The organism is Halococcus sp. AFM35 (assembly GCF_051195015.1).
In the GTDB taxonomy this organism is placed as follows: domain Archaea; phylum Halobacteriota; class Halobacteria; order Halobacteriales; family Halococcaceae; genus Halococcus.
Window position 1 is genome coordinate 156657 of sequence record NZ_JBNTJU010000001.1, and the last position, 9704, is coordinate 166360.

The window sequence follows — 9704 nt, forward strand, 5'->3', positions numbered from 1 at the left end:
ATGCTGACCGGCCACTGATGGCGACCACGTTCGCCGGATGAGGCCGTCGTCGGCCGGAGACGGGTCTGCATGACGATAGCCCCACTAGAGTTGTTGTGTTCCGGGATGTTCACTACCGAAACATTTAACTCTTGACGTAGTAATGTCTTGAGTTACGATGACAAACGACAACCGGGTGGACGGGGAGTCGAGGCGTGCGTACGCACGGAAACTGACGGCGGGCGACATCGACAGACGTAGCGTTCTGAAGTCGGGGAGCGCCCTGTTGGGTGGGGCGGCTCTCGCCGGGTGTGTCGGCGGTGGCGGTAACGGAAGCGGTGGAAGCAGTAGCGGTGGGAGCGGTGGCGGCAACGGTTCCGGCGGCGGTAACGGAAGCGGCAGCGGTGGGGGCGGAAGCGGTGGGGGCGGTGGCGATACCACGAACATCGCCATCGTTTCGAGTCCGGCAGGCTTCGGCGACCAGGCGTTCAACGACCTCGCGTGGCAGGGTCTCCAGAACGCCAAAGACGAGTTCAACGTCAGTCTCCAGCAGGTCGAGGAGACGAACCAGTCGAACTATAAGACTGTCCAGTCGCGGCTCGCGGAGAGTCAGAACCCCGACTACGACCTCATCGTTCTCGTCAGCTACAACCACACGCAGGCCCTCGAAACGAACGCCACCCAGTACCCCGACCAGAAGTGGATGCTCATCAACGACAACGTCGAGCAGCCGAACGTCGCGGGCTACGCGTGGGCGAACCACCAGATGTCGTATCAGGCGGGCGTCCTCGCCGGCACGATGACGACACGCGAGTTCGGGTTCAAGGGGAGTTCGACGAGTCCCGGGCAGGCGACCGTCGGCTTCGTCGGCGGCGAGGACGGCGCGCTCATCAACGCCTTCGAGCGCGCGTACAAAGCCGGCGCGAAGTACGTCAACGGGGACGCCAGCGTCAAGGTCGGCTACATCGGCAACTACACCGATACCCAGACCGCGAACAACATCGCCAGCTCGCAGTACGACGCCGGCGCGGACATCGTCTATCATGCAGCGTCGGCCGCCGGACAGGGCGTCTTCCAGGCCGCACAGAGTGCGAACCGCTTCGCCATCGGCGTCGACGCCGACCAGTCCACGACCCTCTCGAAGTACCAAGACGTCATCATGGGGTCGGCAGTCAAATACATCAACAGAGGGACGTATCAGGTGGCGAAAGCCGTGGTGCAGGACAAGTGGAACACCGTTCAGGGCAACAACGTGCTCGGACTCGAACAGGACGCCGTCGCGGTGGTGCTCGGCAAGGCCATCGGCCCGGAACTCCCGAGCGTCGTCGAGGACAACCTCGACGAGTCCAAACAGGCCATCCTCAACGGCGACGTCACGGTCCCGTGCACCGCATCCGGGTGTCAGTGAGCCGTTTATCCCACTCGTCTCGCTACTGATGACACGAACCAAACCACGAACGCCATGACCAGCACGCGAACGCCCGCCGTCCGCCTCGATGGCATCACCAAGCGCTTCGGTGATGTCGTCGCCAACGATGGGGTCGACTTCACGCTGGAGAAGGGAACCGTCCACGCCCTCATCGGCGAGAACGGTGCGGGGAAATCGACGCTGATGAGCGTCCTCTACGGTCTCTACGACCCCGACGAGGGACGAATCACCGTCGACGGCAGTGGTCGGGATTTCGACTCGCCGCGGGCGGCCATCGACGCCGGCATCGGGATGATACACCAGCACTTCCAACTGGTCGATACGATGACCGTCGTCCAGAACATCGTTCTCGGCCACGAACCGACCGATGGCGGGTTGGTGGACGTGACGAGTGCCCGCTCTGCCATCGCGGACATCTGTTCGACCTACGGCTTCGAGGTCGACGAGTACCTCGACACCCCCATCGAAGAACTCGGCGTCGGCGTCCAGCAACGCGTCGAAATCGTCAAGAGCCTCTATCGCGGGGCCGACGTGTTGATTCTCGACGAACCGACGGCGGTGCTTACTCCCCAAGAGGTGGAGAACCTCTTCGCAGTGATGGACGGACTCACTGCCGAGGGCCACTCGCTCATCTTCATCACGCACAAACTCGACGAGGCGATGGCCGCCGACGACATCACCGTGCTCCGGGATGGCAAAGCCGTCGGCACCGTCGATGCAGCGGAGACGTCCCAAGAGGAACTCGCCCGGATGATGGTCGGGCGTGACGTCTTATTCGACACCGAAGCGCGAGAGACGTCGCCCGGCGAGACCATCCTCGACGTCGACGACCTTCGCGTCGCGGACGACCGTGGTCTCGAACGAGTCGGCGGTGTCGACTTCGACGTCCGCGAGGGCGAGATATTTGCCATTGCGGGCGTCGAGGGGAACGGCCAGTCCGAACTCGTCGAAGCGCTCACCGGCCTTCGAAGCGCTGAATCCGGGACGATAACGTTCGATAGTGCCGACATCACGGACACGAGTCGCCGCCATCGCATCGAATCGGGCATCGCGTACATCCCGGAAGACCGCCAGGAGACGGGGCTGGTGCAGGATTACGACCTCGTGCGCAACGCCCTCGTTGGCAATCAGACGGTCGAACCGTACGCCCACAACGGGCTTCTCGACTGGACGGCCGTCCGCGAGCACGCGGACGACATCATCGAGTCCTACGACGTCCAACCCGCAAACCGCGACGCGAAGGCGGGGTCGCTTTCCGGTGGGAACCAACAGAAGTTCGTCGTCGGCCGCGAACTCGGTCACGATCCGGCGTTCGTCGCGGCCACGCATCCGACCAGAGGGGTGGACATCGGCTCCATCGAGTTCATCCACGAGCGCCTGCGGGAGATGCGCGACGAGGGGCTTGCGATCTTGCTCGTCTCCTCGAAACTCGACGAAATCCAACAGCTAGCCGACCGTATCGCGGTCATGTACGAAGGACGGTTCGTCGATGTCGTCGACCCCGCCGACGTCACCGAGGAACAGCTCGGTCTCATGATGGCCGGGCGCACGCGCGAGGAAATCGAAGAGCCAGACGAAACCGAGACCGACGGCGACGAACGAACGCGTGACAGGAGCGTGCGGTCGTGAGCAGTGCAACCGGCCGGGCGCGTACGGCCCTCGACCGGGCCGCAGACCGAATGCTACAGGCGTCGGTCCTGGAGCGGCTTGCCATCGCGGTGGCGTCGACGTCGCTGGCGCTGGTGCTCGGCGCGGTCATCGTCGCCGCCACGGGCTACGATGCGGTGGCGTTTCTCTCCGCGCTGGTCTACGGTGCGGTGGGGACCACCTCGAACGTCGCGTTCATGCTCCGCCAGTCGACGATGCTCATTCTCGCCGGCGTGGCCGTCGCCATCGCCTTCCGGGCCGGCGTCTTCAACATCGGCGTCCAGGGCCAGTTCGTCGTCGGCGGGTTCGCGACGACGCTGACGATTCTGTTCCTCGCGCCGATGGTGCCGACGGGAGCGGTCGGGGGCGTCACGCTCGTCGTTCTCGGCACGCTCGCGGCGCTCGTTGCCGGGGGCGCGTACGCGGCGCTCCCCGGGATAATGAAGGCCTACGCCGGCGCGAACGAGGTCATCACGACGATCATGCTCAACTTCATCGCGTCGGGCGTCGTCTTCTTCCTCGTCGATGGATTTCTCCGTCCCGAAGGTGCCTCGGCACCGAACACCGAGCCGTTTCCGTCGTACGTCGACCTTCCTTCGGTGATATTCGACAGCGCCACGTTCTCGGTAATCGGTCTCGTCGTCGCGCTGGCGACGGTTCTCTGCGTGTACGTCGTCATGACCCGCACGCGCTTTGGCTACGACCTCGTGACGACCGGCCATCAGGAATCCGTCGCCGCCTACTCGGGCGTCGACACGAAGCGGACCATCGTGACCACGATGACGTTTTCCGGGATGGTCGCCGGTCTCACGGGTGCGCTCTTTGCCATCATGGTGCTCGGCTACTACAGCGACCCGAACACCTTCCCGCGCTTCGGTTTCGACGCCATCGCCGTGAGCCTGCTCGCGGCGAACAACCCGCTCGGGGTCGTGCCGGCGGGACTGCTCTTCGGCGGACTCGACGCCGGTGGACAGTACATCGGGTTCACCCTCGACATGCCACCGGAGCTGGTCGATGGGGTGGTCGGGCTCGTGGTGCTGTTCGTCGCCGCACCCGAACTGTTTCGGATGGCCGGACGACGGCTCGGACTCGGGAGTGATGGGAAATGAGCGTCGCCGACTATGCCGCCCGCAACCGGCTCACCGTGAGTGTCACCGGCATCATCGTCGTCGTGTTGCTGCTCGGCGGCGCAGCGACGCTGTTCGACTTCCCGGGCGACGAGTTGGTGACCGTCGGAGCGTTCCAGCGTGCGCTCCAGTCCGCGATGCCCATCGCGCTCGCGGCCATCGGCGGTCTGTACGCCGAAAAGAGCGGCGTCTTCAACATCGGGCTGGAGGGATTCATGATATTCGGAGCGCTCACTGGTGCGGCGGTTCCGTGGCTGCTCGCCGGTGGCGGGGCGGTCACACAGGGTGACCTCTGGGTTGGGCTTCTCGCCGCCGTCGTCGTCTGCTCGCTGCTGACCGTGGCGTTCGCCGTGCTCACAGTAAAGTACGAGGCGAACCAGATCGTCGCGGGACTCGCGGTCTGGTTCATCGGTCTCGGCTTCGGTCCGTTCACCGCGACGGTCATCTGGGGTGGGGTTTCGAGTCCGAGCCTCCCCAACATCGACGCCATCACGGTGCCGGTACTCTCCTCGATACCCGTACTCGGGCGACTGGTCTTCGATTCGTCGCCGTTGATACCGCTCACCGTCCTGCTGACCGTCGCGGCGTGGGTCGTGCTCTACCGCACCCGCTACGGCTACTGGGTGCGGGCGGCCGGCGAGAACCCGAGCGCCCTCGACACCGCGGGCGTCGACGTCAACCGGGTCCGGTACGCCACAGTCGTGTTCTCCGGCGCGATGGCGGGGCTGGCCGGCGCGACCCTCTCGATTGGCATCGGCAGCGGCTTCACCGGCACCGGCGCGACTATCGTCGATGGCCGGGGCTGGATCGCCATCGTGGCGTACCTGTTCGGCAACTACAACCCGATTGGGACCTTCCTCGCTTCGCTGCTGTTCGGGGCGATGGATATGCTCCAGATACAGCTCCAGACCATCGGCATCTCCCTGCCCGGCAGCATCACGGGACTGTTCCCCTATGTGGCCGTCCTCGTGGTGCTCACCCTCATTGGCTACACGCGGGTCCCTGCCGCCGTCGGGGAGTCATACGACACCGAGGAGTGAGCCATCTGGCGACGCGCTCTTTCGCAGATGGGCCGAAAAAGGAATCGCTTAACAACGCGCATGGGACAGCACAGGTATGAACGACAGCGAGCGCAACCATCTCGTGACGCGCAACACCGCCGAGGTCGTCACCGAGGAGGAACTCGACGGATTGCTCGACGACGACCCAACTATCTACATCGGCTACGCGCCCACCGGCGAGATGCACATCGGCCACTTCACGACGATTCGCAAGCTCGCGGACTTCCTCCGGGCCGACCTCGATGTCACGGTCCTCATCGCGGACCTCCACGCCCACCTCGACGACGAGAAGAGCCCCTTCGAGTTGCTCGATGCGCGCACCACCTACTACCGCGCGGCCATCGAGGGGATGGTCGAAGCCGCCGGAGCCGACCCCGACGAAATCTCGTTCGTCCAAGGGAGGGACTTCGAACTCAGCTCCGAGTATTCGCTCGACCTGCTGCGGATGGCTGCCGACACGACCGTCTCACGGGTCCAGCGCGCCGGCAGCGAGGTCGTTCGCCAATCCGAGAACCCCAAACTCGGTGGGCTTATCTATCCGCTGATGCAAACCCTCGATATCGACGCGCTCGATGCCGACATCGCCTACGGCGGCATCGACCAGCGCGGCATCTACATGCTCAGCCGCGAGCTGTTCGCAAAGCGTGATGAGGAACCTCCAGTATGTGTGTTCGCTCCCCTTCTCTCGGGGCTTGCGGGCGGGAAGATGAGCGCCTCGGATGCGACTTCGAAGGTCAATCTCACCGACGACCCCGAGACCGTGGCCGAGAAGTTACAGGGGGCGTACTGCCCGCAGGGCGAGGTCACGGACAACGGCGTGCTCGAATACCTGGAGTATCTCGTCTTCCCGATTTTCGACGAACGCGGCGAGTCCTTCGTGGTCGAGCGGCCCGACGAGTACGGTGGCGACCTCGTATACGAGAGCTACGACGAACTGGAGGACGATTTCGTGAGCGAGGAACTTCACCCCCAAGACCTGAAAAACGCTGCCGCCGAGTCCATCTCGGCGGTCATCGACCCCATCCGCGAGCGTCTCGATGTCCAGCTCTTGGCCGAGGCCTACCCCGAAAAGTACGACTGAACCGGCTATGGCCGTGTCTCGCCGTCGAGCCAGTCGTCGGCCCACGCCTCGATTTCGTCGAACACCGGACAGAGCGCTTCTCCCTTCGCGGTGAGGCGGTAGTACGTGGCGATAGGGGCGTCCTCCTCGGTTCTGCGGTCTACGAGGTCCGTGTCTTGGAGGTCGTCGAGCACGCGCGAGAGGGTCCGGGAACTCGCGTCGGTCGAGCGCTTGAGTTCGTTGAACCGTTGTTCGCCGCCCTGTAATTCGTAGAGCACGACCAGCCGCCACTGCGAACCGACCTGCTCGAACGACTCCACGACCGCACAGGCCTCATCGACGGGGCGCTCTCGCTGTGATGACATCGGTGTTACCCGGTTACCTCTCCGTCTGGGAAGGTATATACCGGTTCGGCTTCGTACTAGGTAACGTCGTGATACCGATTGCTACACTCAGTAGGAGAACAGCATGGCAACCGACGAACCGCATGGAGGCCGTCTGATGGGACGCGTCTCGACCATCGGGCGCGCGCTGTTCGGCGGCGTGCTCGCGTTCATGGCGTTCGACAACTTCCGCGATATGGAGGGCACCGTGGCGTACGCCGACTCGAACGACGTTCCAGAAGCCGACAAACTCGTGCCGTTCGCCAGCGGCGCGCTGCTGGTCGGCGGGAGTGCGCTCGCGACCGGGAAGGCCAGGAAATTCGCGGCGGGCGCGATTGCGACGTTTTTCGTCGGCGTCACGCCGGGCATGCACGACTTCTGGAACATGGACGACGAGCAGCGCGAGGGTCAGCTGATTCACTTCCTGAAGAACCTCGCACTGCTGGGCGCGGCGCTTTCGTTTCTCGCCCGGGAGGACGAATGAGCGACCGACCTTCCTCTCGTAGGTCCCGAGAGCACCCCCGATGGGTTGAAATGACTGCGGAGCCACCGTCTGACCGTCAAATCCCATGAGCGAGGAACCGCCCGCCGACGTCAGCGCCGAGCCACCGAACAGTCCCGTGCCGGTCGTCGGCACCGACCACATCACGCTCATCGGGAGCAACCCCGCGGACACCATCGCCTTCTATCGGGATGTCCTGGGAATGCCGCTGGTGCTCCGCCAGCCGAACCTCGACCAGCCGGAAGTCGAACACCTGTTCTTCGACACCGGCGACGGCCGAATTTTGACCTTCTTCGTCACCGACGACCGCGAGTCCCGTCCCGGCGGACAGCGACCCGGCGTCGGGGCGGTCCATCACCTCGCCTTCCGCCTCGACCCCGAGCGCTTCGAGGAGGCACGCGAGGGACTCGAAGCGACCGGAAAGCGCTTCAACGAGTTCGACCGCGGCCCGTTCCAGTCGCTGTACACCCGCGACCACAACGGACTGACAATCGAACTCGCTACCGACAAATATCGTATCCCTGACGACCGCCGCGGCGAGGTGTACGCGATGGCACAGGAACTGCGCGTCGCGGACGGTGCGGAGTACGTCGGCGACGAGCATCTGGAGGCCGCACTCGAAGCGTTGGGCATCGAGGTCCATCGGTACGACCTACCGGACGCTCCGACCGGCGCGGGCGTCTAATCGTGCGCATCGACCCCACGGAGCGCGACTCGCTGTACCGCACCCTCGCCGGCGCGGTCGTCCCACGACCCATCGCGTGGGTGAGTTCGCTCTCGTCCGAGGGCGTCGAGAATCTCGCGCCGTACTCGTTCTTCAATGTGGTGAGCACGTCGCCGCCGGTCGTGATGTTCGCGCCCGCCGACCGCTCGGGTCGCCCCGACGGACTCTCGGATTCGGCGCGCAACGCCCGTCGAACTGGCGAGTTCGTCGTCAACATCGTCACCGAACCGCTCGCCGCAGCGATGAACGAGACGAGTGCGACGCTCCCACCGGGCGAAAGCGAGTTCGACCACGCCGCTCTCGACCGCGTGGCTTCCGCAGAAGTCCGCCCGCCCCGTGTCGCCGCGGCCGAGGTCGCCTTCGAGTGCGAACTCCACGAGTTCATCGAGGTCGGCTCGAACGCGATGGTCCTCGGCGAGGTCGTCTCGGTCCATCTCGACGAGAGCGTGACCACGGATGGAAAACTCGACGTGCGAAAACTCGATGCGGTCGGCCGCCTCGCCGGCAACTACTACTGCCGGACCGGCGACCGCTTCCGGATGGAACGGCCCGACTGACGGCGCTGTGGCCCGTTCGGGACGTTATGGTCGCGGTGCGGCCTTCTGGAGCGCGGTCTCGGCGATGTTGCCTCCGTAGTCGGCGCTGCGCGACAGTGAATCCACGACGAGTCCGAGCTGCTGGACGCGCTGGGTGTCGAGTGTTCGAAGCAGGTCATCGACCTCGCGGACACGTGCATCGACTGCCTCGATGTGTGCCATCGCCTCGTTGGCCAGTTCGACGGCCTCGTCGGGGTCGTCGGTGAGCAGCGCGTCCATCGCCGTCTCGACGACCGTTGCGGCATCAGAGTGCAGCGACCCGAGCGCCTCGCCCGCGTCGTCGGGAACGCCGTCGAGCGCGTCCGCGTGGTCGGCGATTTTGGTCGCGTGGTCGGCGATTCGTTCGAGCTGGCGCGCGCTCGTGTGGTAGTCGAAACACGTCTCCCGGGGCAGGCCGATGTCGGTCGCCGCGCTCGGATGGCGCAGCGCAGCGCGAAAGACACGAGAGGTCATGTACCACAGCCGGTCGACGTCCTCGTCGCGTTCGATGACATCGGCTGCCAAATCTCCGTCGCCCGTCCGAAGCGCCGTCACGGCGTCCTCAAGCATCGTGAGTGCGACCAGTCGCATCCGCGTGATGGCGTTGTGAATCGACAGCTCCGAAGAGTCGAGCAGGTCCTGTAGACTGACGTGTCCGGCTGTCTCCTCGATTATTTCGAGACCCACCAGTCCTTGGGCGGTCTCTCGGATTGTCCGGCGCTGGGCGGCATCGACGCTCGCGGTTTCGAGCGTGATGACATCGAAGCCGCTGACGTACATCGTCACGACCGCGCGGGTGAGCTCGCCGTTGCCCAACCCCGTGACGTCGAGCGTTCCCTCGGAGTTTTCGGTCTCGGTCCGCGGCGCGAGCAACAACGACCCCTCCTCGGGGTAGAACTCGATTTCGCTCCCGGCTTCGACGTCGTGGTCGGTTGCCCATCCCTTCGGCAACGAAACCGTGTACGTCGACCCCCCCGTGACCTGCACCTTGCGCGTCTCCATGCCTCCCGCTCGTCACGCTACCACAATAAACCCATTCAAAATATATAGTCACTCGGCAAAGACCGACACTCAATCGATTACTAGCGCTATCGGCGCGAACCAAGTACGGAGGTATTGTAGCGGTACATAGCTCTCCGATGAAATGGGTATTCAACCGAATCCAGTCGCTCGTCGGCGTGCAGTCAGCCATTTCGGCGAAGGGTACATTAGGTGGA

10 protein-coding genes are annotated in these 9704 nt (G+C 64.5%); 8 read left to right on the forward strand and 2 right to left on the reverse strand.

Annotated features, from left to right (window positions below; translation table 11 throughout):
- Window positions 1-157: 157 nt before the first annotated feature.
- The 5 genes from ACQUQO_RS00960 (at window position 158) to ACQUQO_RS00980 (ending at window position 6324) form a co-directional block, all read left to right on the forward strand.
- Window positions 158-1387, forward strand: a complete 1230-nt coding sequence (locus ACQUQO_RS00960; RefSeq protein ID WP_435076061.1) for a BMP family lipoprotein — start codon at window positions 158-160, stop codon at window positions 1385-1387.
- A 54-nt stretch (window positions 1388-1441) separates the two neighbouring features.
- Window positions 1442-3037 carry an ABC transporter ATP-binding protein gene (locus tag ACQUQO_RS00965; RefSeq protein WP_435076062.1) on the forward strand — a complete coding sequence of 532 codons (1596 nt, stop codon included), beginning with the start codon at window positions 1442-1444 and terminating at the stop codon, window positions 3035-3037.
- The gene (locus tag ACQUQO_RS00970) at window positions 3034-4164 is read left to right on the forward strand and encodes an ABC transporter permease (RefSeq protein WP_435076063.1); all 1131 of its coding nucleotides are present in this window, start codon (window positions 3034-3036) and stop codon (window positions 4162-4164) included. Before ACQUQO_RS00965 ends, ACQUQO_RS00970 begins: the two co-directional genes overlap by 4 nt.
- Window positions 4161-5222, forward strand: a complete 1062-nt coding sequence (locus ACQUQO_RS00975; protein WP_435076064.1) for an ABC transporter permease — start codon at window positions 4161-4163, stop codon at window positions 5220-5222. The genes ACQUQO_RS00970 and ACQUQO_RS00975 overlap by 4 nt, the downstream gene beginning before the upstream one ends.
- Window positions 5223-5298: 76 nt before the next feature.
- The gene (locus tag ACQUQO_RS00980) at window positions 5299-6324 is read left to right on the forward strand and encodes a tyrosine--tRNA ligase (RefSeq protein WP_435076065.1); all 1026 of its coding nucleotides are present in this window, start codon (window positions 5299-5301) and stop codon (window positions 6322-6324) included.
- A 5-nt stretch (window positions 6325-6329) separates the two neighbouring features.
- On the opposite strand, the gene ACQUQO_RS00985 is transcribed toward ACQUQO_RS00980, so the two are convergent.
- Window positions 6330-6668, reverse strand: coding sequence for a winged helix-turn-helix transcriptional regulator (locus ACQUQO_RS00985; protein WP_435076066.1), 339 nt, complete (start codon window positions 6666-6668; stop codon window positions 6330-6332).
- Between the two features lie 136 nt (window positions 6669-6804).
- On the opposite strand from ACQUQO_RS00985, the gene ACQUQO_RS00990 reads away from it, so the two are divergent.
- The 3 genes from ACQUQO_RS00990 to ACQUQO_RS01000 all read left to right on the forward strand — a co-directional run bounded on the left by ACQUQO_RS00990 (window position 6805) and on the right by ACQUQO_RS01000 (window position 8469).
- The gene (locus ACQUQO_RS00990) at window positions 6805-7170 is read left to right on the forward strand and encodes a DoxX family protein (protein WP_435076067.1); all 366 of its coding nucleotides are present in this window, start codon (window positions 6805-6807) and stop codon (window positions 7168-7170) included.
- Between the two features lie 85 nt (window positions 7171-7255).
- Window positions 7256-7873, forward strand: coding sequence for a VOC family protein (locus ACQUQO_RS00995; RefSeq protein WP_435076068.1), 618 nt, complete (start codon window positions 7256-7258; stop codon window positions 7871-7873).
- A complete protein-coding gene (locus ACQUQO_RS01000) occupies window positions 7873-8469 on the forward strand; it encodes a flavin reductase family protein (protein ID WP_435076208.1) in 597 nt (198 codons plus the stop codon). The genes ACQUQO_RS00995 and ACQUQO_RS01000 overlap by 1 nt, the downstream gene beginning before the upstream one ends.
- A gap of 24 nt (window positions 8470-8493) precedes the next feature.
- Here ACQUQO_RS01000 and ACQUQO_RS01005 read toward each other — a convergent pair whose 3' ends face one another.
- On the reverse strand, window positions 8494-9489 hold the full coding sequence (locus ACQUQO_RS01005; RefSeq protein ID WP_435076069.1) for a PhoU domain-containing protein: 996 nt from the start codon (window positions 9487-9489) through the stop codon (window positions 8494-8496).
- Window positions 9490-9704: the final 215 nt, after the last annotated feature.

What these genes read in the sequence shown, in the direction of transcription:
- ACQUQO_RS00995 (WP_435076068.1), top strand. Translation starts at nt 7,256, where the DNA reads ATGAGCGAGGAACCGCCCGCCGACGTCAGCGCCGAGCCACCGAACAGT.
- ACQUQO_RS00980 (WP_435076065.1), top strand. Translation starts at nt 5,299, where the DNA reads ATGAACGACAGCGAGCGCAACCATCTCGTGACGCGCAACACCGCCGAG.
- ACQUQO_RS00975 (WP_435076064.1), top strand. Translation starts at nt 4,161, where the DNA reads ATGAGCGTCGCCGACTATGCCGCCCGCAACCGGCTCACCGTGAGTGTC.
- ACQUQO_RS01005 (WP_435076069.1), bottom strand. Translation starts at nt 9,489, where the DNA reads ATGGAGACGCGCAAGGTGCAGGTCACGGGGGGGTCGACGTACACGGTT.
- ACQUQO_RS00960 (WP_435076061.1), top strand. Translation starts at nt 158, where the DNA reads ATGACAAACGACAACCGGGTGGACGGGGAGTCGAGGCGTGCGTACGCA.
- ACQUQO_RS00990 (WP_435076067.1), top strand. Translation starts at nt 6,805, where the DNA reads ATGGGACGCGTCTCGACCATCGGGCGCGCGCTGTTCGGCGGCGTGCTC.
- ACQUQO_RS00965 (WP_435076062.1), top strand. Translation starts at nt 1,442, where the DNA reads ATGACCAGCACGCGAACGCCCGCCGTCCGCCTCGATGGCATCACCAAG.
- ACQUQO_RS00985 (WP_435076066.1), bottom strand. Translation starts at nt 6,668, where the DNA reads ATGTCATCACAGCGAGAGCGCCCCGTCGATGAGGCCTGTGCGGTCGTG.